Source organism: Kitasatospora sp. NPDC101447 (assembly GCF_044767225.1).
GTDB lineage: Bacteria > Actinomycetota > Actinomycetes > Streptomycetales > Streptomycetaceae > Kitasatospora.
Genome location: NZ_JBIWNL010000001.1, coordinates 207206 through 227249 on the forward strand (window position 1 = coordinate 207206; position 20044 = coordinate 227249).

The 20044-nt window shown below is 74.6% G+C and carries 18 protein-coding genes and 1 pseudogene; 8 read left to right on the forward strand and 11 right to left on the reverse strand.

Annotated features, from left to right (window positions below):
- Nucleotides 1-45: 45 nt before the first annotated feature.
- Complete coding sequence (locus ACIRST_RS00995; protein WP_402798851.1) at nt 46-921, forward strand: helix-turn-helix transcriptional regulator; 876 nt, start codon at nt 46-48, stop codon at nt 919-921.
- 13 nt (nt 922-934) lie between these two features.
- On the opposite strand, the gene ACIRST_RS01000 is transcribed toward ACIRST_RS00995, so the two are convergent.
- Nucleotides 935-2281: an MFS transporter gene (locus ACIRST_RS01000; RefSeq protein ID WP_402798852.1), complete on the reverse strand. Its 1347-nt coding sequence runs from the start codon at nt 2279-2281 to the stop codon at nt 935-937.
- A 362-nt stretch (nt 2282-2643) separates the two neighbouring features.
- Here ACIRST_RS01000 and ACIRST_RS01005 point away from each other — a divergent pair, with 362 nt between their 5' ends.
- Entirely contained in the window at nt 2644-3369 is a 726-nt protein-coding gene (locus ACIRST_RS01005) for a GPR1/FUN34/YaaH family transporter (protein WP_402798854.1), read from the forward strand.
- Between the two features lie 126 nt (nt 3370-3495).
- On the opposite strand, the gene ACIRST_RS01010 is transcribed toward ACIRST_RS01005, so the two are convergent.
- The 6 genes and pseudogenes from ACIRST_RS01010 to ACIRST_RS01035 all read right to left on the reverse strand — a co-directional run.
- Entirely contained in the window at nt 3496-4470 is a 975-nt protein-coding gene (locus ACIRST_RS01010) for a Gfo/Idh/MocA family protein (protein WP_402798857.1), read from the reverse strand.
- A gap of 2 nt (nt 4471-4472) precedes the next feature.
- Nucleotides 4473-5810, reverse strand: a complete 1338-nt coding sequence (locus tag ACIRST_RS01015; protein ID WP_402798859.1) for an amylo-alpha-1,6-glucosidase — start codon at nt 5808-5810, stop codon at nt 4473-4475.
- Nucleotides 5797-7083 carry an MFS transporter gene (locus tag ACIRST_RS01020; RefSeq protein WP_402798861.1) on the reverse strand — a complete coding sequence of 429 codons (1287 nt, stop codon included), beginning with the start codon at nt 7081-7083 and terminating at the stop codon, nt 5797-5799. The genes ACIRST_RS01015 and ACIRST_RS01020 overlap by 14 nt, the downstream gene beginning before the upstream one ends.
- Nucleotides 7080-8252, reverse strand: a complete 1173-nt coding sequence (locus tag ACIRST_RS01025; RefSeq protein WP_402798864.1) for a zinc-binding dehydrogenase — start codon at nt 8250-8252, stop codon at nt 7080-7082. The genes ACIRST_RS01020 and ACIRST_RS01025 overlap by 4 nt, the downstream gene beginning before the upstream one ends.
- Nucleotides 8253-8442: 190 nt before the next feature.
- A complete protein-coding gene (locus ACIRST_RS01030; protein WP_350524724.1) occupies nt 8443-8895 on the reverse strand; it encodes a UTRA domain-containing protein in 453 nt (150 codons plus the stop codon).
- Nucleotides 8896-8961: 66 nt separating this feature from the next.
- Nucleotides 8962-9156, reverse strand: a pseudogene (locus ACIRST_RS01035) (GntR family transcriptional regulator); the annotation flags it as partial.
- A gap of 254 nt (nt 9157-9410) precedes the next feature.
- Between ACIRST_RS01035 and deoC the strand changes: the two are divergent.
- Nucleotides 9411-10121, forward strand: coding sequence for a deoxyribose-phosphate aldolase (gene deoC / locus ACIRST_RS01040; protein ID WP_350524647.1), 711 nt, complete (start codon nt 9411-9413; stop codon nt 10119-10121).
- 23 nt (nt 10122-10144) lie between these two features.
- Here deoC and ACIRST_RS01045 read toward each other — a convergent pair whose 3' ends face one another.
- The gene (locus ACIRST_RS01045; protein WP_350524646.1) at nt 10145-11653 is read right to left on the reverse strand and encodes an ATP-binding protein; all 1509 of its coding nucleotides are present in this window, start codon (nt 11651-11653) and stop codon (nt 10145-10147) included.
- Nucleotides 11646-12323 carry a response regulator transcription factor gene (locus ACIRST_RS01050; RefSeq protein WP_350524645.1) on the reverse strand — a complete coding sequence of 226 codons (678 nt, stop codon included), beginning with the start codon at nt 12321-12323 and terminating at the stop codon, nt 11646-11648. The genes ACIRST_RS01045 and ACIRST_RS01050 overlap by 8 nt, the downstream gene beginning before the upstream one ends.
- Before the next feature lie 137 nt (nt 12324-12460).
- On the opposite strand from ACIRST_RS01050, the gene ACIRST_RS01055 reads away from it, so the two are divergent.
- Nucleotides 12461-13060 carry a hypothetical protein gene (locus ACIRST_RS01055; RefSeq protein WP_402798868.1) on the forward strand — a complete coding sequence of 200 codons (600 nt, stop codon included), beginning with the start codon at nt 12461-12463 and terminating at the stop codon, nt 13058-13060.
- 107 nt (nt 13061-13167) lie between these two features.
- Nucleotides 13168-14013 (forward strand): hypothetical protein, encoded by an 846-nt coding sequence (locus tag ACIRST_RS01060; protein WP_402798870.1) that lies wholly within the window; start codon nt 13168-13170, stop codon nt 14011-14013.
- Nucleotides 14014-14174: 161 nt separating this feature from the next.
- Here the strand turns inward: ACIRST_RS01060 and ACIRST_RS01065 are convergent, their stop codons facing one another.
- Both ACIRST_RS01065 and ACIRST_RS01070 read right to left on the reverse strand, forming a co-directional pair.
- Complete coding sequence (locus ACIRST_RS01065) at nt 14175-15119, reverse strand: hypothetical protein (protein ID WP_402798872.1); 945 nt, start codon at nt 15117-15119, stop codon at nt 14175-14177.
- Nucleotides 15120-15342: 223 nt separating this feature from the next.
- Entirely contained in the window at nt 15343-16683 is a 1341-nt protein-coding gene (locus tag ACIRST_RS01070; protein WP_402798873.1) for an aldehyde dehydrogenase family protein, read from the reverse strand.
- 330 nt (nt 16684-17013) lie between these two features.
- Between ACIRST_RS01070 and ACIRST_RS01075 the strand changes: the two genes are divergently transcribed.
- The 3 genes from ACIRST_RS01075 to ACIRST_RS01085 all read left to right on the forward strand — a co-directional run bounded on the left by ACIRST_RS01075 (nt 17014) and on the right by ACIRST_RS01085 (nt 20032).
- On the forward strand, nt 17014-17655 hold the full coding sequence (locus ACIRST_RS01075; protein WP_350524640.1) for a DUF4360 domain-containing protein: 642 nt from the start codon (nt 17014-17016) through the stop codon (nt 17653-17655).
- Between the two features lie 359 nt (nt 17656-18014).
- The gene (locus ACIRST_RS01080) at nt 18015-18965 is read left to right on the forward strand and encodes a DUF3048 domain-containing protein (protein ID WP_402798875.1); all 951 of its coding nucleotides are present in this window, start codon (nt 18015-18017) and stop codon (nt 18963-18965) included.
- Between the two features lie 5 nt (nt 18966-18970).
- On the forward strand, nt 18971-20032 hold the full coding sequence (locus ACIRST_RS01085; protein ID WP_350524723.1) for an oxygenase MpaB family protein: 1062 nt from the start codon (nt 18971-18973) through the stop codon (nt 20030-20032).
- Nucleotides 20033-20044 lie beyond the last annotated feature (12 nt).

The following is a 20044-nucleotide window of genomic DNA, read 5'->3' on the forward strand; positions in this document are numbered from 1 at the left end:
GAGGCTCGTCATCACCGGACCGACCTGCATGGCCGAGGAGCCCCCGTGTCAACTCCCCCCGCCGGACGGGAACTCGGCGCGTTCCTGCGCGCCCACCGCGAACTCCTCAAGCCCGCCGACGTCGGGCTCACCGCCACCACCCGCCGCCGCACCCCGGGCCTGCGCCGCGAGGAGGTCGCCTCCCTCTCCGGGGTCGGCCTGGCCTGGTACACCTGGGTCGAACAGGGCAGGGTCGCGGCCTCCCGGCAGGTGCTGGAGGCCATCGCCCGCGTGCTCAGGCTGGACGACGCCGGCCTGCGGCACGCCCTGCGCCTGGCCGGGTACCACGAGCCCGCGCAGTCCGCCGGCCCGGAGGGCAGCGGCCGGATCGCCGAGGCCATCCAGCCCGTCCTCGACTCCTGGACCGTCAGCCCGGCCGTGCTGCTCGACCGGCACTTCGACCTGCGCGGCTGGAACGCCGCGTGGGCGGCGCTCTGGGGCTCGCCCGAGTGCGTGCCCGCGGACCGGCGCAACCTGATGTGGGTGATGGCCGCCCACCGGCAGGTGCGCGCGGTGCTGCGCGACTGGGAACCGCTCGCCATGAACGTCTTCCAGCACTTCCGCGCCCAGGCCGGCCCCGCCCTCGCCGACCCCCGCACCCGGGAGGTCTACCGGCACCTGGACGAGGACGCGCCGGAGCTCCGCCACTGGTGGGGGTGCCACTCGGTGGCGGAGCTGACCGTCCGCACCGTCACCGTCGAGCCGGCCGGCCTCGGACCGGTCCGGCTGACCCTGTCCTCCTTCCACCCGGTGGACGACCCCTCGGCGACGGTGCTGCTGTTCACCCCGCGCGGCGACGCCGACCGGGCGCGGATGACCGAACTGGTCGAGCATCCGTTGCGCGCGGTCGGCGGTGCGGAGCAGGAGCGCCGGGTGGGCTGAGCCCGTCGGGGCCTCAGACCTTCTCCGTGGCCGTGGTGGCCGTGGTGGCCGTGGCCGGGGTCGTGGCCGGGGTCGTGGTGGTCGTGGTGGCGGCCGGGCCGGCCGCGCTCGCCCGGCGCAGCCCCAGGCTCACCGCCGCTGCGCCGAGCGCGGCCAGCAGGGCCAGACCGCCGCCGACCAGCAGCGTGCCGTCCGCGACGTCGCCGAACGCGCCCACCGCCCAGGCGCCGACCCCGGTGCCCGCGTACATGGTCGAGGTCAGCCACGCGCTGGAGGTCGCGCGCAGCTCGGGGGCGACGGTGCCCGCCAGCGTCTGCTGGTCCGTCACGAAGCCGCCCGACGCCAGGAACCACACCGTCACCCCGGCCAGGGCGAGCACCAGGCCCGGACCCTTGGCCGCGACCGTGATCCCCACCGCGAGCAGGACGCCCCACAGCGGCAGCAGCGGCAGGTCGGAGCGCCCGGCGCTCCTGGCCCGGTCGCCGAGGCGGCCGCCCAGCAGCGAGCCGGCGATGCTGCCGGCGCCGACCAGCACGCCCACCAGGCCGAGCGCCTGCACCGACAGGTCGAAACGCTGCACCAGCACCGCGCCGAGGAAGGTGTAGGCGCCCAGGTTGGCGGTGTTGAACACGGTGTTGACCAGCAGGGCGCGGCGCAGGGTCGGGTCGGCCCAGCCGGCCAGGATCGCCCGGACGGCACCCACCTGCGGCGCCCGGGCCTCGGCCTGCGCCTGTGGTGCACGGCCCCGCACCTGGCGCAGCAGCAGCGGCACGGCCGCTGCGGTGCCGACGGCCAGCGCCCAGAACGCCGAGCGCCAGCCGGCCAGCCCGGCCAGGAAGCCGCCGAGCGGCACGCCGATCACCTGGCCGCAGGAGAACAGCGCCATCCCGAGGCCCAGCGCCCGCCCGCGCACCGCCTCCGGCGCGGTCTCGGCGATGTGCGCCCAGATCGCCGGCCCGGCCGCGGCCGCCGCCAGCCCGGCCACCGCGCGGGAGACCACCAGCAGGGTCAGCCCGGTGGACAGCGCCGCCGCGGCGTTGGACAGGACGAACAGCAGGCAGCCCGCGACGAGGGTGCGGCGGCGGCCGAAGCGGTCGCTCAGCAGTCCGAGGAAGGGTGCGGCGACGGCGTACACCAGGACGTACGCCGTGACGCTGGAGGCGACGGCCGCCTCGCTGGTGTGGACCGAGTCCGCGATGGTCGGCAGCAGCGGCGAGACCAGGAAGGTCTCCGTGCCGAACAGGAACAGCAGGAGGAACACCCCGGCGTAGCGCCACCGGTCGAAGCCCCGCGCCGACGTGTCCGCCGGCGGGACGTCCTCGGCCCGGTCGGGCAGGGGCGGGTCGGAGATGCTGCTCACGGTGAAGTACCACCTTCTCGTACGGGCGCGGCCGGCCCTCGGACGGCGGGCGGTAGCGGCCGCGCGACGGCTGACAGGACGTCCGATGCGGCCATCCTGCGGACCGCTCGGGCCGCCAGCCAGACAGGCGGTGATCCTGTGACTCCGGCTCACAGGCTGAGCCGCGGTGGCCTTCGTGGCGGGGCGCCTCCGCCCGTGCGCGGTCGTGGGGTGCCGTGGGTTGTCGTGCGCTGTCGTGCCGGCCTCCGGGCGCGGGGCGCACAGCGGGGCCGGCCGGCCGGTCGTAGCGTCGGGGCGTGTCGAGCCGCCGGGGCGGCGGGTTCCTCGGCCCCCGCGACGACCACCGAACGAGGATCCGTACGATGACCACAGCCTCCCCCGACGACGCACCGGACGACCGGGCGGGCGCTCCCCGGGAACGCCGCTTCGAACCGGACCTCCGGTCGATGACCCGGATCAACCTGCGTCCCATCGCCTCACCCATGCCGCTGGGCTTCTTCACGGTGGCGATCGCCTCCGTGATGACCGGCTGCCTCCAGCTGGGGATCCTCGGGCCGCAGGCGCGCGGCGCCGTCGCGCTGTGCGTGCTGCCCGCCTTCGCCCTGCAACTCCTGGTCAGCGTCCTGGCGTTCGGCGCCCGCGACGTGATCGCGGCGACGCTCATGGGGGTGTTCGCGGGCAGCTGGCTGGCCTACGCGCTCGTCATGTTCACCGGCGCGGCCGACGGCCTGCGCGTGCTGGGCGTGTTCAACCTGGCGTTCCTCTGCTTCGGGGCGCTGATGACCGCCGTGACCCGGCCCAAGCGGGCGCTCTGGTTCGTGCTGGCGGCCTCGCTGCCCCGCTGGGCGGCCACCGGGCTCTCCGGCCTCACGGGCGCCGAGTGGCTGACGCGCACGTCCGGAGCGCTCGGTCTCCTGGTGGCGCTCGTCGCGACGTACGCGGCGTTCGCCCTGATGCTGGAGGACATGCGGGCCGAGGAGGTGCTGCCGATCGGCCGCAGCGGACCCGCCCGCGCCGCCGTCCACGGCGATCTGGCCGTCCAGCTCCGCAACCTGGAACGCCAGGCGGGCGTGCGCCGCACGCTCTGAACGCCCGGCGCCCGGCGCCCGGCGCCCGGCGCCCGGCGCCCGGCGCCCCGCACCGCCTGCCCGGGCGGGCGCGGGGCGCACCGGCTGCGGGGCCCGGGCGGGCGGTCGAGGCTCAGCGGTCGAGGGTCAGGCCGTTCGCCGGGCGAGGCGGCTGCGGACGGAGTCCAGGGTGGTGGCGATGAGGAGCGACTGCGCGAGCGGGACGAGGTGGGCACCGCTGTCGCCGTGGGCCGCGGCGTCCATCGACTCGACCATGAGGCGGTAGGGGTCCTGCGGCGGGTAGTGGCGGTGGTGGCCCGCGGCAGCGGGCGTTCCGCTGGTCGTGAGCGTGCTGGGGGCCGAGCCGGCGCAGAAGGCCGGCGGGGTGAGGGTGAGGGAGCCGTCCGTACCGGTGGTGGTGAAGGTCTCGGACATGCCGCCGACGAGCGAGCAGCCGATCTCGGCCGTGCCCCGGCCGGGGAAGTCGAGCAGGAAGCGGGTGGCGGAGTCGGCGGAGCCGGGGTGCCAGTGGTCCTGTTCGGCCCGGACGACCCTCGGGCTCCGCCACCCGAAGGCGGCGAGTGCGGCGGCGACGGCGTAGTAGCCGACGTCGTAGAGGGCGCCGCCACCGAGGGCCGGGTCGAGGCGGTAGTTGCCGGCGGCGGGGGCGAGGCCGTCGAACCGGGCGGTGACGGTGTGGACGGTGCCGACCGCGCCGCGGGTGATCATGGATTCGAGGTCCCGGGTGCGCGGATGCCAGCGGTTCCAGGCCGCCTCGACGAGCAGGCGTCCGGTGGCGCGGGCGGTGGCGGTCATGGCGCCCACCTCGGCGGCGGTGAGCCCGAGCGGCTTCTCGCACAGCACGTGCTTGCCCGCCCGCAGGGCGCGCTCCACCCAGGGGCGGTGGGCGCTGTTGTGGAGCGCGACGTAGACGACGTCGACGTCGGGGTCGTCCAGCAGGTCCTGGTAGCGGGTGTACACCCGGGCCGGGTCGAGGGCGCGGGCGCGCCGGGGGTCGGTTGCGGCGACGGCGTGCAGGCGGGGGCCGTCGGCCGCGTGGACGGCGGGTGCGAGGCTGGAGGCGGCGATCGAACCGGCGCCCAGGAAACCCCAGTCGGCCATGGTCAGTCCTCCTCCGGCGTGGCGGTCGGACCGCTGGCCGTCGTCGGACCGGTGGCCGTCGTCGGCTCGGCGGTCGTCGCGGCGGCCAGGTCCAGGACGAGTGAGCTCCAGCCGAAGGAGCGTGCGCCGTGCCCGGCGGCGTCCTCCGGGCCGTAGCACTCCCGGGTGCCCGAGGCCGCGACGAGCGCGCAGGTGCGCGTCGCGAGCGTGTCGGCCTCCGCGCGGTAGCCGCGTCGGCGCAGGCCCCAGTACAGGTACCAGTTGAGGTTGACCCAGCTGGAGCCGCGGAAGATGGCCCCGGTGCGGAACGAGGGGTCGTAGGACGGCTCGGTGGCGGCGACGCTGGGGACGGGGTGGCGGAGCCAGAACTCCCGCTCGTTCAGGAGGTGTTGTTCGATGACCCGGTGCGCGGCGGTGTCCGGCACGGAGTCGAGGAGGACGGGCAGGAGCGCACTCGCCGTGAGGACGTCGCTGCGCCGCCGGGCGACGAGGTCGAGGTCGTGGAAGGCGCCGTCGGCCTCGTCCCAGCAGTGCCGCATCAGCGCGGCGCCGATCGCGCGGGACTCCTCGGCCAGCCGGTCCGCCGTGCGCCCGTTCGGTCCGGCCTTCCGGGCGAGGCGTGCCAGGCAGGCCAGTCCGTCGGCGTACACGGTGTTGACCAGCACGTCGTTCCAGACGAACAGCCTCCGGTCGCGGAGCGGGGCCTCGGGCGTGCGGGCGGGGGAGGCGTAGGCCGTGATCAGCGACCGCATGGCGCGGTGCCAGGCGGTGTGCACGGCACCCTCGGGGACGGCCTGGATGCCGAGCGCGGCATCGTACTTGGGGCTGCTGTCGAGTCCGGACTCGTCGGGCTGGTAGATCTCCAGCAGCCCGGTGCCGGGGCTGGTCCGGTGGTCCCTGAGCCAGCGGAAGAAGGCGAGCGCCGGCGGCAGGACGCGGCGCAGCCAGAGGTCGTCGCCGGTCGCCCGGTACACCCGCTCGACGGCTCGGGCCACCACGGGCGGCGCGATGGTGACGGACCGCCACACCTCCCAGAGGTCGATCCTGAAGTCCGCGGTGGCGCGCGGTCGGAGGTCGTCCTGCCAGAGGACCATGTGCGGCAGGAAGCCGGTGGGTGTGACCGCGCTGAGCAGGGAGCGCAGTTCGTCCCGGGCTCGCCGGGTGTCGACGTGGGTGAGGGCGACGGCGTGGAAGCTGCTGTCCCAGGCCCACTGGAAGGGGTAGCTGTCGGGGGAGGGGCAGGTGAAGTCGTAACTGCGCTGGGCCGCCCGGGAGAAGCCGGTGCGGTGGTTGCGGGCCAGCGTGTCGCGGGCCTTGGCGGAGCTCTCAGTGACGGACATGCGGGGTGACTCCCGAGGGGGACGCGTCGGCGGCGGCCGGGCGGCTTCGCCCGGCGGCGAGCAGCAGCGCGGCGAGGGGCAGCAGGCAGCCGGCGAGGCCGAAGGCCGAACGGACGCCGAGGTGGTCGGACAGGGTGCCGAGCAGCAGGGGCGCGAGCATGATGCAGGTGCTGACCGCGAGTTGGACGCGGGCCGTGGCCTGGTCGGTGCGGCCGGGCGCCGTGCTCACCGCGAGCGAGAGGGTCAGGGGGAAGAGGTTGGCGACGCCGAGGCCGCCGAGGGTCAGGCCCACCAGGGCGAGCCAGGTGGTGGGGGCGAGCCACAGGGCGAGGAAGCCGACGGCGGCGACGGTCAGGGCGCCGGCCACCAGCGCGACCGAGCGGGTGGGGCGGGTGCCGGCCGTGAGCCGGCTCCCCGCCAGGCGGCCGATCAGCTCGCCCCCGTAGAACAGCGCCAGTGCCACCGACGCCTGACTGTCCGTCAGGTGGAAGGCGCTGGTGAGCAGGGGGGCGGCGTAGTAGGCGAGGCAGAACTCGAAACCCACGACGAGGCCGCACAGGGCGGCCCGCAGCGGGAACGCGCCGGCCGGCCGCCGGGCCTCCACCACGCCCCGGGCGGGCGCGGCGGAGGCGGCGGTCGTGGCGGAGGTGGCGGTGGCGGCGGGGCGTGGGCGCAGCGGCTCGTGGCGGAGTACCGGGTACATCGCCGTGAGCGCGAGGGCGGGCAGCACCAGGGACCAGTTCCACGACACCCCGGCGCCCTCCAGGCCGCTGACGACCAGGGGCGCGGCGAGGGCGCTGACGCTCGCGGCCGCGTTGGCCTCGACCAGGGCGCGCGCCCGGAGGGACTCCTGCGCGCCGTGGTGTTCGGCCAGCACCGCCAGCGCCGTCGTCTGCAGCAGCGCCCCGCCGACGCCCCCGAGCACCGCCGCGCCGAGTGTGACGGCGGCCGACAGCGCGGTCGCCAGCAGGAGCGAGCCCAGGGCCAGGGCGGCGAGCGCGGACCAGAAGAGCAGCCGGTGGCCCAGCCGGGCGCGGAGGCGGCGGAACAGCAGGTTGGTGAGCATCGCGCCGGCCGCGAAGGCCGTGGAGTGCAGGCTCATCAGGGCGTAGGACAGCTGCAGGTCCTGACGCAGGAGCGGCAGCAGCGGGCCGAGTGCGTACAGGAGGTAGGCGTAGACGGCCAGGCCGGCGTAGGCGGTGGCGGTCAGCCGGTCCCGGACGAAGACGGGTGTGCGGTGATCCGCACCGACCGGCACCGACGTGCCGGTCACCCCGGTATCCCGGCCTGCTCGGCGAAGGCTCCGTCGGCGGGGGCATGGGCAGGGGCAGTGGCGGTCGCGGGGGCGGCGGTGGCCGCCGCGGCCGAGCGGCGTACGTGGTCGAGCAGGACGGACGGGGCGAGCAGCGAGGTCTTCATCGAGGCGCCCCGCCCGTAGCCGGTGAACGCCTCGCGGACGGCGTCCTCGTCGTCGAGGCAGGCCCGGGTGGTGATCAGCGGGGCGGGGTCGACCAGGCCGGACTCGACCAGCCGCAGGGCGACGGCGGTGACGTGCGCGGAGCGGGCCATCGGGAACGAGCGGACGTCGAAGGGCGTGGAGAGCAGCTTCAGCCCCTTGGCCAGGATCATCCAGGTGTTGAGCCGCTGCGGGACGGCCGTCGCGCCGTAGATGACGTACGAGCCGCCGGGGCGCAGCAGGCCCATCGCGATCTCCCGGATGTCCTTGCCCGGGCCGTCGGCCTGCCCGGCGGAGCGACGCGGTGCCGCGATGTGCGGCAGCGCGTCGAACACGTAGTCCGCGTACTGGTCGTGGTGTTCACGCACGTACGCTTCGAGCTCCGCCGCCTGGGTGTCGGTGTTGAAGGCGCGGGAGGCGCCGTGGCGCAGCGCGACGGCCATCCGGTCGCTGTTGCGGTCCAGTACGGTGATCGGGCCGGCGCCGAGGTGGCGGTGCAGCACCTGGACGGCCAGTTGGGCGCTGGGGCCGCAGCCGAGGACGACGCAGGTGTCACCCGGTTTCGGGGGGTTGAGCAGTAACGACCGCAGGACCGAGGTCAGCGGTTCGATGACGGAGGCCAGGTCCGAGGGCACGTGCGGCGGCAGGACGACGGCCGCGGCCTGGTCGGCGTCGTAGAAGTTGCGGCCGGTGTACCAGGCCGTCTCGACGCCGAGCCGGCCGGGGAAGAGCGGTCGGAGCGCCCGGTACTCGGCCATGCCGCCGAAGTCGGTCTGCCCCCAGTAGGTCACCCGGTCGCCCGGCCGGACGTCGTCCCGGAGCCGCTTCCCGACTTCGACGACCCTTCCCACGTATTCGTGCCCGGGAATGATCGGCCAGTCCTCCGGAAAGAGGTGGCCGCGGAAGTAGGAAACGTCGGTCGAGCAGATGGAAACCGCTTCGGTCTGCAGCAGGATTTCGTCCTCGCGGCATTCCGGATCTGGCACCGGGGTGCGTTCCAGTTTCCCGGGCGAGGTCATCAGGTATGCGTACAAGGTTTTTCCCTCCACGCCTGTGTGTCATTCCACCACCGGAATCGGCGGGCGGGATCGCCCGCCGATCGTGCAGTTCCCCCGCCGGAAATTCATCCTGCGTGGTTCGGTCGGCGCCGTTCGCCCCCGGGAGACGCCTCCGCGCTCAGGAATCGACCTCGAAGGCGACGTCCAGCGCGTACCTGTCGCCCACGTACCGGGTCTCGGTGAGCTCCAGGGGGAGCTCGTCCTGGTCCGTGATGAGGCGCTCCTCGACGAGCAGCGCGGTTCCCGGAGCCACCGCCAGCAGCTCCGCCTCCCGCTCGCCGGCCGTGGCGGCCCTGATGGACGAGTGTCCGCGGGTCGGTGTCCGGCCGAGCCCGACGAGCGTCTCGTGCATCGACGCCGTGCGGAAGTCGACCTCCAGCAGCGCGGCCAGGCCCTCGGGGAACACCGCCCGTTCCAGTGCGGTGGGGATCCCGTCGGCCAGCCGCACCCGGGCGACCTCCACGACCCGGGCGGACCTCCGCAGCCGCAGCCGGTGGACCTCCTCCGGCAGGGCGGCCCGGAGGCTCGCCGAAATCAGTTGTGACGAGGGCTTCCGGCCCTGTCTGCGCATTTCCTCGCTGAATCGGACAAGGTTCTCCGCGCGACGGTGGGTCGGCGGTTCCGCGACGAATGTCCCGCGCCCGGACACCCGGTACACCAGACCTTCCGTGACGAGTCGTTGAACGGCTGCCCGGGCGGTCATCCGGCTCACTCCGAATTCCTCGCACAAATCCGCCTCCGAGGGGAGGGGGTCATGCGGCCGGTGCTTGGCGATCCGGTTTCTCAGGGCCTGTTCGATCCGGTGGTACCTGGGCGCGAAATCCGTTTCCAAAAGGGGGCCTCCGAAATTGAGACTACGCCGTCCGGCTGTCTAGTCAACCAGCGTAGACCAGTACAGAGCGGGACATTTCCCGGTGAAATGCGCCAAGGGCAAGAGGCGTGCATCGTGATCCCCGTCACACCCGGCCCCGGTCGGCGGGCGGGACAGCTGTATAGACGGCTAGACGGCCCGAAGTTATCGTCGGACTGTCCGCGCGTCTCCCCCGGTCGGCGGGACGCGGAACGCCTCACCCCTAGGACAGGCTCATGGACCACACCGGCATCGACGACCCCACCGGCATCGCCGTCCGGGAGCTCGCCAAGATGATCGACCACTCGCTCCTGCGGCCCGAACTGACCACCACCGAGGTCCTGCGCGGCTGCGAGCTCGCCGCGGCCTACGACGTGGCCTCCGTCTGCGTGCGCCCCGCCGACACCGTCCTCGCGGTCAAGGCCCTCGCCGGCACCGCGGTCGCGGTCGGCACCGTCATCGGCTTCCCGCACGGCGGCTCCACCACCGCGGTCAAGGCGGGCGAAGCCGTGGACGCCCTGGCGGCGGGGGCGACCGAACTCGACATGGTGCTCAACATCGGCCTGCTGCGCAGCGGGGAGGACGACGCGGTGCGGGCGGACATCGCGGCGGTGGCCGATGTGGCGAGGGGCACCGCCCTCACCAAGGTGATCTTCGAGAACGCCTACCTCGACGACCAGGAGAAGCTGCGCGCCTGTCGCCTCAGCACCCTGGCGGGCGCGGACTTCGTGAAGACCTCGACCGGCTTCGCGCCCGGGGGCGCGACCCTGGCGGACGTCCGGCTGATGCGTGCGAACGTCCCCGCGCACATGAGGGTCAAGGCGGCGGGCGGGGTGCGCACCCTCGACCGGATGCTGGAGTTCGTGGCCGCCGGCGCCGAACGCTTCGGGGCGACCGCCACCGCCACCATCCTGGACGATCTGGCCGCCCGCCGGGCCGCCGGCTGAACTCCCGTCCCCCGCCCCGGCCTTCAGGAGGCCGGGGCGGCAGGGCGGTCCGGCCGGTCAGGGCGGTCCGAGCCGGCAGCGTGGTCGGGGTCGGCGGCGTGGTCCGGGTCGGCCGGCAGCCGGGTGCGGAAGGTGGTCGGCCCGGGCGCGGCGAGGACGGTGAGGCTGCCGCCGTGGATCGCGGCGATGTCGCGGGCGATCGGCAGGCCCAGCCCGGCGCCGCCGTCGTCGCGGCTGCGGGCGTCGTCCAGCCGGGTGAAGCGCTCGAAGATCCGTTCGCGGTCGGCGGGTTCGATCGGCGGCCCGTCGTTGGCCACGTCGAGGACCGCGTGGCCGGTGGACCGGTCGCTGTCGAGGCGGACGGTGACGTGCTGCCGGGCGTGCCGGTGGGCGTTGTCGAGCAGGTTGGTGAGGAGCCGGCCCAGCCACAGGCGGTTGCCGACCACCGTGACGGCGGAGTCCGTGTGCACGGCGACGGGGTTGGCCCCGGCGCCGCGGGCCGCGACCGTGGTGTGCACCAGCTCGGCGAGGTCGACGGCCTCACCGGGCCGGTCGCGCCCGGCGGCGTCGAGGCGGGCGAGCAGCAGGAGGTCGGCGGCGAGGGCCTGGAGGCGCTCGGTGTCCTCCAGCGCGCCGGTCACCAGGTCGGCGCGCACGGCGTGGTCGGGGTGGGCGAGGGCCACTTCGAGCTGGGTGCGCAGGACCGTGAGGGGGCTGCGCAGCTCGTGGGAGGCGTCGGCGATGAAGCGGCGCTGGCGGGTGCCCGCGGCTTCGAGGCGTCCGAGCATGGCGTTCATGGTGCCGGCGAGCCGGGCGATCTCGTCGTCGCTGTGGGGCTCGGGGACGCGGCGGTCCAGGTCGCGGTCGCCGATGGCGGCGACCTCGGCACGGATGGCCTCGACGGGCCGCAGGGCCCGGCCGGTCGCACGCCAGGTGAGGACGCCGACGGTGATCAGCAGGACGGTGCTCAGCGCGGCGAACGCGGCGGTGGTGAGGTCCTCGGCGGCGTCGACGGTGCGCAGCGACGCACCGACGTGGACGGTGACGGGCCCGGCCGGGGTGGCGGTGGTGATCGTGGTGACGCGCTGGTGGTGCTGGTCGCCCAGGGTGCGGACGTCGAAGGTGGTGTGGCCGTCCCGGTGACCGGTGGGCGCGATCGAGGGGTGGCCGGTCAGGTTCTGGCTGGTGGCGACCACCGTGCCGTGCGCGTCGACGACCTGGATGAAGTCGGTGCCGTGGTCGAGGGGGAGCAGGCCGGGCAGGCGCCCGTCCTCGGCGAGGCGGGCGACGGCCTGGGCCTGCTCGCGGGCGCCGGCTTCGACGGTGCGTTCCAGGTTGGCGTGCAGCAGCACCGCGACGGCGGCCGAGGCGGTGACGAGGACGACGGCGACGCTGACGCAGGCGGCGAGGGTGGTGCGGGCCCGGACCGAGCGCGGCGTGAGCCGGTCGACGAGGGCCGCGACCCCCGGGTGGCGGGCAAGGCGCCGGTGCAGTGCCGCGCGGATCCGGCGGGCGGCGGTCGGGTCAGCCACCGTCGGCCGCCAGGCGGTAGCCGGTGCCGCGGACGGTCTGCACCGCGGCCCGTCCGAACGGGGAGTCGATCTTGCGTCGGAGCGCGCTGACGTGGACCTCGACGGTGTTCGGATCGCTGTCGGGGCCGCCGTCCCAGACCGCGTCGAGGATCTCCCGCTTGGAGACGGCCTCGCCGGCCCGGCGGGCGAGGTGGTCGAGGATGGCGAACTCGCGGGGGGTGAGGGCGACGGCGGTGTCCGCCCGCGTGCAGGTGCGGGCCGCGGAGTCGACCACCAGGTCGCCCAGGACGGTGCGCCGGGGCGCACGGCTGCCGATCCGCCGGGCCAGCGCCCTGAGCCGGGCCACCAGCACGACGAACGAGAACGGCTTGGACAGGTAGTCGTCGGCGCCGGTGTCCAGCGCCTCGGCCTCGTCCCACTCGCCGTCCTTCGCGGTGAGCATGAGGATGCCGACGTCGCTGCCGGAGGCCCGCAGCCGCGAGCACACCCGGTAGCCGTTGAGGCCGGGCAGCATGATGTCGAGGACGATCACGTCGTAGGCGTGGTCCATGGCCCTGGCGAGGCCGGACGGGCCGTCGTGGGCCGTGTCCACGGTGAACCCCTCGGCCGTCAGCCCGTGCTGCAGGGCCAGGGCCAGCCGACGTTCGTCCTCCACCACCAGTACGCGCATGCCCACCAGGGTCGCAGGTCGTCGGCGGGGCCGGCCGACGGTGCCCCCCGGTCTTCAGCCGATCTTCAGCAAGGCCCGGCCATCCTGGCGCGGTCGCCCGGGGAAGGCCCGGGCCGTGACGAGGAGTGGTGCGGAACGTGAGCGAGCCCGGAGAAGGCGTGCAGCCCCAGCAGGACCACGCGGCGAGCCGCCCGAACAGGGCGCGGGTCGGCCTCGGGCGGGCCCGGCGCTGGGTGCGCGGCCGGTCGGTGCGCTGGGTCGCGGCCGGCGCGGCCGTGGTGGTGATCGGCGGCGGCGCGGCCGCGGCGGCGCTCCACCACGAGCACGAGGGCCACGGCGACGGCCGGTGGGCGGCGGGTGAGCAGGAGCACCACGACGGCCGGGGCGAGGGCCACGGCGACGGCCACGGCTGGGCGCAGGGCGACGGCCGGGACGCCGGTCGGGGTCACCAGGGCCACCAGGGCCGCACGGCTCCCGGACACGGGGACGAGAACGGGGACGGCCCGGCCGGGTCCGCTGCGCCGGCGCCGCTGCCGTCGACCGACGCCGCCGACGCGCTGGCGAAGGCCGCGGCGGCCGTCGCGGGCGGCAGGGTCGAGTCCCTGTCCACGGTGGCCGAACAGGGCGGTGGCCGCGCCTGGCGGGCCGTGGTCGTCGGCCCGGACGGCGTGCGGCACGCCGTGACCGTGGACGGTGCCACCGGCGCGGTCACCGGCAACACCGTGCTGGGCGGCTGACGCACCGACCGGGCGCGGCCCCCGCCGTGCCTGCCGCAGAGACGCAATGACGCAATGACGCAGTGACGTAGAGACACAGTGACGCAGAGAAGGGAGCGCCGTCCGTCATGGGCGCCACGACAACCCCCGCCACGACAAGCCCCGCCGCGGAAACCCCCGCCGCGACAACCTCCGGTTCGGGCCACCGACGCCCGGCGGCCCCCGCGGGGTCCGTCCTGAGCAAGGTCCCGCAGGTCACGGCGGTGTTCTGGGTCGTCAAGATCCTCACCACCGGGATGGGCGAGACCACCTCCGACTACCTCGCCACGGTGCTGGGGCCGGTCCCGGCGGTCGGTTCGGCCGGGCTGCTGCTCGTCGCCGCGCTGGTCGTCCAGGCCCGTTCCCGTCGCTACGTCCCGGCGGTGTACTGGACGGCGGTGATCATGGTGAGCGTGTTCGGCACCATGGCGGCCGACGTCGCGCACGTCGCCCTCGGGGTGCCGTACGCCGCCTCCGCGCTCGCGTTCGCCGGGTTGCTCGCCGTGGTGTTCGCGGTGTGGCGGCGGACGGAGGGCACGCTCGCGGTGGAGGCGGTCGCGGGCGGGCGCCGCGAGGTCTTCTACTGGTGCGCGGTGATGGCCACCTTCGCCCTCGGTACGGCGGTCGGTGATCTGACCGCGGCCACCCTGGGCTGGGGCTACCTCCCCTCGGGGCTGCTGTTCGCCGCCCTGATCGCCGTGCCCGCGCTCGCTCACCGGTTCTCGGGCCTGTCGCCGGTCCTGACCTTCTGGTGGGCCTACGTCCTGACCCGGCCGCTCGGTGCCTGCTTCGCCGACTGGGCCGGTGTCAGCCGCGCACGGGGCGGGCTGGATCTGGGCACCGGTCCGGTCAGCCTCGTCCTCGCGGTGGTCATCCTGGCGGCCGTGGGGTGGCTGGGCGTCGCCGGGCGGCGGGCATCCCGAGGGTCGGCCTGACCTCCCGCCCGGCGGTCCGCCGGGGCTTGGGGGGGGGGGGGGGGGGGGGGGGGGGGGGGGGGCGGGGGGGGGGGGGGGGGGGGGGGGCGCGGGGGGGCGGGGGCCGGCGCCGGGGCCCCCCCCCCCCCCCCCCCCCCCCCCCCCCCCCCCCACGCCCGGGGTCAGGCCGTCGCGCGCGACTGCCAGTACGTGAACTCCTGGAGCGGATCGCCGATGAGCGACCAGGGCCAGGCGGTGACCGCGTTGTCGATCAGCCGGAACGTGCCGCCGCTCTCGCCCACGCGGCCCGACTGGATCAGGGCGAAGGCCAGCAGGTTGAGGTCGGCGGCGGCCGCCGCGTGCTGCAGGCCGCCGAGGCGGGACCACCCGTGCAGGGCGGTGTCGAGCGCGTTGACCGCCCGGTTGTGCGTCCACTGGCGGCGGACCAGCAGCGCCTCGACGCCGCCGCCGGCGGTCGTGCGGGCGTGTTCGTCCACCAGCGCGGTCAGTTCCACCCCGGCGGTCGGCGCGGTCGGCGGTGCCGAACTCCGGACCGTGTCGACGAAGTTGAGCTGGGCGCTGCGCGACCCGCACTCCTCCGGCGAGAGGTACCGCAGCATCTGCAGGTGGGCCTCGCGGTTCCACTGGTCGCGCTCGGCGACCTCGTGCCAGACGGCGATCAGCTCGCGCGAGTCGGCGCGCATCACGCGCAGGATGCCGAGCAGCACCACCCACGGCGTCGGGTCCTCGGGCGCGAGGTCGGCCGCGGTGTAACAGTTGTCCGCGGCCGCGCGGGCATCGTCCATCCGGCCCGCGAACCGGCCTCGGACGAGTTCGACCCACGCCTCGAATATCAGCGCGTCCGCATTCTGGGCACGACGCAACCGCCAGTTTCGCGCCAGGGAGGAAGGAGCGGCGGTTTCGGCGAGCACGGCGAATCGGTGCCCGCGCCGGTCCCAGTCGGGGCCGGTCTCCCGTAGCAACCGTTCGACCTGGTCGACCTGGATGGCGTTCTGGCCGGGCAGGCCAGGGGACTTGAGCTGCCGCCGTACGCGGCCGAGCTCGGCGTCGCCGAGCTCGGGGCGCAGGCCAGGGCCGGAGGCGCGGTTTCTTCGGAAGAGCGACACGCGCCGCAGCCTAGGCCCATGGGCGATTTTCGGACAGACCCCGGAATGAAATTTTCCGATTCCGGTGAAGGCGGTGACCGTACCGCTCCGTACGGCGATCGGCCTGCGGTAATAGCCGGAATGCCGATTCGGGTATGTCGCCGGCGGGAATGCCGCCGGCCCCGGAGGCCCCGTGATTTCCGCCCCCCCTTGCTCGGACGCGGCGCCGGCGGCGTCCCCGGTCTCAGGCGAGCGGCTTGTCGACGACGGCCTTGGTGTGGCTGAACGTGTCGATCGAGTACTCGCCGTGGTAGCGGCCCATGCCGCTCTCGCCGACGCCGCCGAACGGCAGCTCGGGCATCGCCAGGTGCGAGACCGGCAGTCCGAAGCTGAGTGCGCCGGAGGAGGTCTCCTCGGTCAGCCGCCGCTTGGTGTCCGCGGACTCCGTGAAGGCGTACAGGGCGAGCGGCTTGTCGCGCTCGTTGATGAACGCGATCGCCGCGTCGAGGTCGGGGACGGTCAGGACGGGCAGGACCGGGCCGAAGATCTCGGCCTGCATCACCGAGGCGGTCGCCGGGACGTCGGCGAGGACGGTCGGGGCGAGGTAGCGCGCGGCGCGGTCGTGGTCGCCGCCGATGACGGTCCGTCCGTCGTCGAGCAGTGCGGTGAGCCGGTCGAAGTGGCGCTCGTTGACGATCCGCCCGTAGTCGGTGCTTCCGGCCGGGTCGTCACCGAACAACTCCCGTACGGCAGCAGCCAGTTCCTCCTCCAGGCCGGCCGCGGTGTCGCCGATGGCGAGGACGTAGTCGGGGGCGACGCAGGTCTGTCCGGCGTTGAGGAACTTGCCGCGGGCGATCCGCCGGGCGGTGACGGTGAGGTCGGCGCCGGGTTCGACCACGACCGGGCTCTTGCCGCCGAGCTCCAGGGTGACCGGGGTCAGGTGCTTGGCGGCGGCGGCCATGACGATCCGGCCGACCGCGCCGTTGCCGGTGTAGAAGATGTGGTCGAAGCGCTCCTCCAGCAGGGCGGTGGTCTCCGGCACGGCCCCTTCGACGACCGCGACCGCCTCCTCGCCGAGGTAGCGCGGCAGCAGCTCGGCGATGGCCGCGGAGGTCGCCGGGGCGAGCTCGCTGGGCTTGACGAGGGCGGTGTTCCCGGCGGCCAGCGCGCCGACCAGCGGCGCCAGGGCGAGCTGGAGCGGGTAGTTCCAGGGCGCGATGATCAGCACCACGCCCAGCGGATCGCGCACCACCCGGGCCTCGGCGGGGCGGAAGAATTCCGGCACCGCGGCCGGCCTCGGCTCCAGCCACTGCGCCAGGTGCGCCACGGTGTGGTCGAGTTCGTTGATCGTGAAGCCGATCTCGGTGCGGTACGCCTCGGTGGCGCCCTTGCCGAGGTCGGCGTGCAGGGCCTGCTGCAGCACCTCGGTCTGCTCGGTGAGCAGGCTGCGCAGGGCGGCCAGCTTGTCCAGGCGCCAGGCGAGCGGCCTGGTCCGGCCGGTGGTGAACTCGGCCCGCAGGCGGGCGACCACTGAAGGAACGTTCTCGTGCATGGGGATCTCGCGGTCCTGGGGTTCGGGGTGCATTGGCACATGGAACTTTCACTACATGAACAATTGCGACCCTAGGGATGAAAGGTTGAGTTTGTCAAGCATTGGGCGCTCCGTGTTCCCGGTCGTGAGCGGCTGCTCCCTCGCTCCTATGGCGATCAACTCGGCCACCTGGGGCCGGAGTTCGCCCGCGGGGCGGATGGGGTCGGGCCGATGTGTTCTCCGCCGTCGAGCCTCTGGGCAGCGCCGTCCGGATGTGCTGACATATGCATGCCAAGTCGCGAGGCGTCCGGCGCCCGGACCGTACCGCGCCGACTCCGCCTCTGCCTCCGGCTCCGACTCCGTGCCCGATCGAAGGGGAAGCCCATGCTGCTCCGTGTGCTGGCCGCCGCGACCGCCGTCGCCGCGTCACTGTCCGGCCCGTCCGCCTTCGGCCTCGACTCGCTCCCGACCCCGCCCGACCGGATCGTCATCGACGTCGCGACGGTCAACGGCTCCGGCTGCCCGGCCGGAACGGCCGCCGTGGCCGTCTCCCCGGACAACACCGCCTTCACCGTCACGTACAGCGCGTACCTCGCCCAGGTCGGCGTGGGGTCGAAGCCGACCGACTTCCGGAAGAACTGCCAGCTCGACCTGCGCGTCCACGTGCCCCAGGGCTTCACCTACGCCATCGCCTCCGCCGACTACCGCGGCTTCGCCCACCTGGAGAAGGGCGCGAGCGGCACCGAGCGGGCCAACTACTACTTCCAGGGCCAGGCCCAGACCGCCTACCAGTCCCACCGGTTCGACGGCCCGCACGACGACAGCTGGCAGGGGACCGACACCGTCGACGTCGCCGCCCTGGTCTGGGCCCCCTGCGGTGAGGAGCGCAACTTCAACATCAACACCGAACTGCGGGTCTCGGCCGGCAGCTCGGACCCGACCCGGACCACCAGCTTCATGACGATGGACTCGACGGACGGGAACATCAACACCGTCTACCACCTCGCCTGGAAGCACTGCCCCTGACGAACCGGCCGGCGATCGGCCGCCCCTCGGTGCCCCGCCCCGGCGACGCTTCGGCGCCGCCGGGGCGGGCGCGTCGGGATCGCGGACCGGGCGGGCGGCGGACTCGTGGAGGGTGGCCATGCCGTCGACGGAGGCCGAACACGCGCTGTGTCTGCCGCGCGTGCGGGGTGGCGGGTCGCGGGCTTTTCGAAGGCGGTGGCGCGGCCGCCCGCGGGCCGACCGGCCGGGCACATTGTTTGTGCCCGCACGACAGCTGCGGGGGAAGGCCTCCCGGGCGGTTTCGCCGTGCGCCGGGCGGGCAAGCAGAGGGTTGGGGAGGGGCGGTTCGACGGCACGAGAAGGAACGGCGGGACAGCGTCGTGGACACCCACAGTACGGTCGGCCTGCGGGGCGGGACGGTGCTCGCGGTGGTCGTGACCGGGGTCGCCACGGTGGCGGGGTGCGGAGGCGGCGCGCACGTGTCCGGGCAGGGGGCGCGGCCGGAGCGGTCGGCGAATCCGCTGGACAACATCGGAACGGCCGGCGACGCCCTCGCGGTGAAGATCGACAACGTCGGTGCGCAGGTGCAGGCGATCCACCGCGGGCTCGCCGAGGCCGACATCGTCTACTGGCTGGAGGTCGAGGGCGGTCTGTCCCGGTTCCTCGCCGTGTACGACGCCAACCACCTGCCCGCCCTGATCGGCCCGGTGCGCTCGGCCCGGCAGACCGACATCCCGCTGCTCCAGCAGTACGGGCACGTCGACTTCGCCTACAGCGGCGCCATCAGCGGGCTGATCCCGCTGCTCGACCGGGCCGACCTGCGCAACGTCACCCCGTTCACCGACCCCGACGTGTTCACCGACCGCGCCGTGGACCCGACCTTCATCGACCCGCACCGGATCCTCGCCGCGCACCCGTCCGTCCCCGCCCGCTCGCCCGGCTTCACGTTCGGTGCCGCACCGGGCGGGGGCGATGCGTCCGCCGCCATGACCTGGCGCCTGCCGGCCGCGTCCATCGGCGTGCGGTACAACGGCAGCACCTATGACGTCGCCGTGGACGGCCGCCCGGCCTGGTCCGGCACGGCGACGGTGGTCGCCCAGCACGTCAGCATCCGTCCCGGCCTGTTCACCGACTTCAACGCCGGGCACCCCGACAACGAGGTGTTCACCGTGAGCACCGGCTCGGGCCAGGCGGAGGTGCTGCGCGACGGCCGGATGTGGAGCACCCGCTGGACCCGGCCGGACCCGGCGGCGGGCACGACCTTCACCCTGCCGGACGGCACCGCCATGGCCTTCGCCACCGGGCCCGTGCTGATGGTCATGGTGCCGTGAGCGGCATGCCCGGCCCGGAGCACGAGCCCGGCCCGGAACACGAGCCCGGCCCGGAGCAGCGGTGCGCACGCGCCCCGGTCGTCCAGGTCGGCCGCCCCGTCGGTACCGTGGTGGCCGGGGCGGAAGGGGTGGGCATGGTGGGGTCGGGGATCGGGTCGACCGGGCGGCGTACGCCGCTCGCCGCGCTGCGCGCCAGGCTGCTGGCCGAGATCAACGCGACCGTGCACGGCCGGGACCTGCACCTGGAGCGCTACGACCGTCCGGCCGGCGACCCGGGTCTGTTCGGCCCGGACAGTGTGGTGTGGCGGGTGCACGGGCACCCGACCGGGATGCTGGTGGGCGGCTTCGCGGCGCTGTTGCTGCAGTCCCTGCACCCGCTCGCGATGGCCGCCGTCGACGCGCACTCGGACTTCCGCGCCGACCCGACCGGGCGGCTCAACCGCACGGCCCGGTTCGTCACCACCACCACGCTCGGCTCGACAGCGGCGGCCGAGCAGGCGATCGCGGCCGTGCGGCGGATCCACCCCCGGGTCAGTGGCACGGCGCCGGACGGCCGCCCCTACCGCGCCGATGATCCGCGGCTGCTCACCTGGGTGCACACGGCCGAGGTGTACTGCTTCCTGACCGGCTACCAGGCCTACGCCGCCACCCCGCTGTCCCCCGCCGAGTGCGACCGCTACTACGCGGAGGCGGTGTGCGTCGCCGAACGGCTGGGCGCCCGGGACGTACCGCGGTCCCGCGCCGAGGTGGCGGCCTATCTGGCCGGGATCCGGCCGGAGCTGCGGGTCACACCGCCGGCCCTGGACGTGCTCCGGTTGCTGCGGGGCTTCGGCCGGAGCCGCCGGGAGCGGGCCGCCGTCCGGGTGCTGACGAACGCCTCGATCGACCTGCTGCCGTCCTGGGCCAGGGCCGAACTCGCCGTCCGGCGGCCCCGGTTGGTCCGCGCCTCCTGGGACCGCCCGCTGGCGCGGACCGGTGGACGGATCATGGTGTGGGCCTGCGGCCCCTCACCGATCCGCGCCGCCGCGTACGCCCGGGCCACCGCGGTACCGGAGGAGGCCGACTGATGCCGGGGAGGC

Bases quoted from the DNA above. Each gene is read 5' to 3' on its own strand.
- ACIRST_RS01005 (WP_402798854.1), top strand. From the start codon at position 2,644: ATGACCACAGCCTCCCCCGACGACGCACCGGACGACCGGGCGGGCGCT.
- ACIRST_RS01010 (WP_402798857.1), bottom strand. From the start codon at position 4,470: ATGGCCGACTGGGGTTTCCTGGGCGCCGGTTCGATCGCCGCCTCCAGC.
- ACIRST_RS01015 (WP_402798859.1), bottom strand. From the start codon at position 5,810: ATGTCCGTCACTGAGAGCTCCGCCAAGGCCCGCGACACGCTGGCCCGC.
- ACIRST_RS01030 (WP_350524724.1), bottom strand. From the start codon at position 8,895: ATGCGCAGACAGGGCCGGAAGCCCTCGTCACAACTGATTTCGGCGAGC.
- deoC (WP_350524647.1), top strand. From the start codon at position 9,411: ATGGACCACACCGGCATCGACGACCCCACCGGCATCGCCGTCCGGGAG.
- ACIRST_RS01050 (WP_350524645.1), bottom strand. From the start codon at position 12,323: ATGCGCGTACTGGTGGTGGAGGACGAACGTCGGCTGGCCCTGGCCCTG.
- ACIRST_RS01060 (WP_402798870.1), top strand. From the start codon at position 13,168: ATGGGCGCCACGACAACCCCCGCCACGACAAGCCCCGCCGCGGAAACC.
- ACIRST_RS01070 (WP_402798873.1), bottom strand. From the start codon at position 16,683: ATGCACCCCGAACCCCAGGACCGCGAGATCCCCATGCACGAGAACGTT.
- ACIRST_RS01075 (WP_350524640.1), top strand. From the start codon at position 17,014: ATGCTGCTCCGTGTGCTGGCCGCCGCGACCGCCGTCGCCGCGTCACTG.
- ACIRST_RS01085 (WP_350524723.1), top strand. From the start codon at position 18,971: ATGCCCGGCCCGGAGCACGAGCCCGGCCCGGAACACGAGCCCGGCCCG.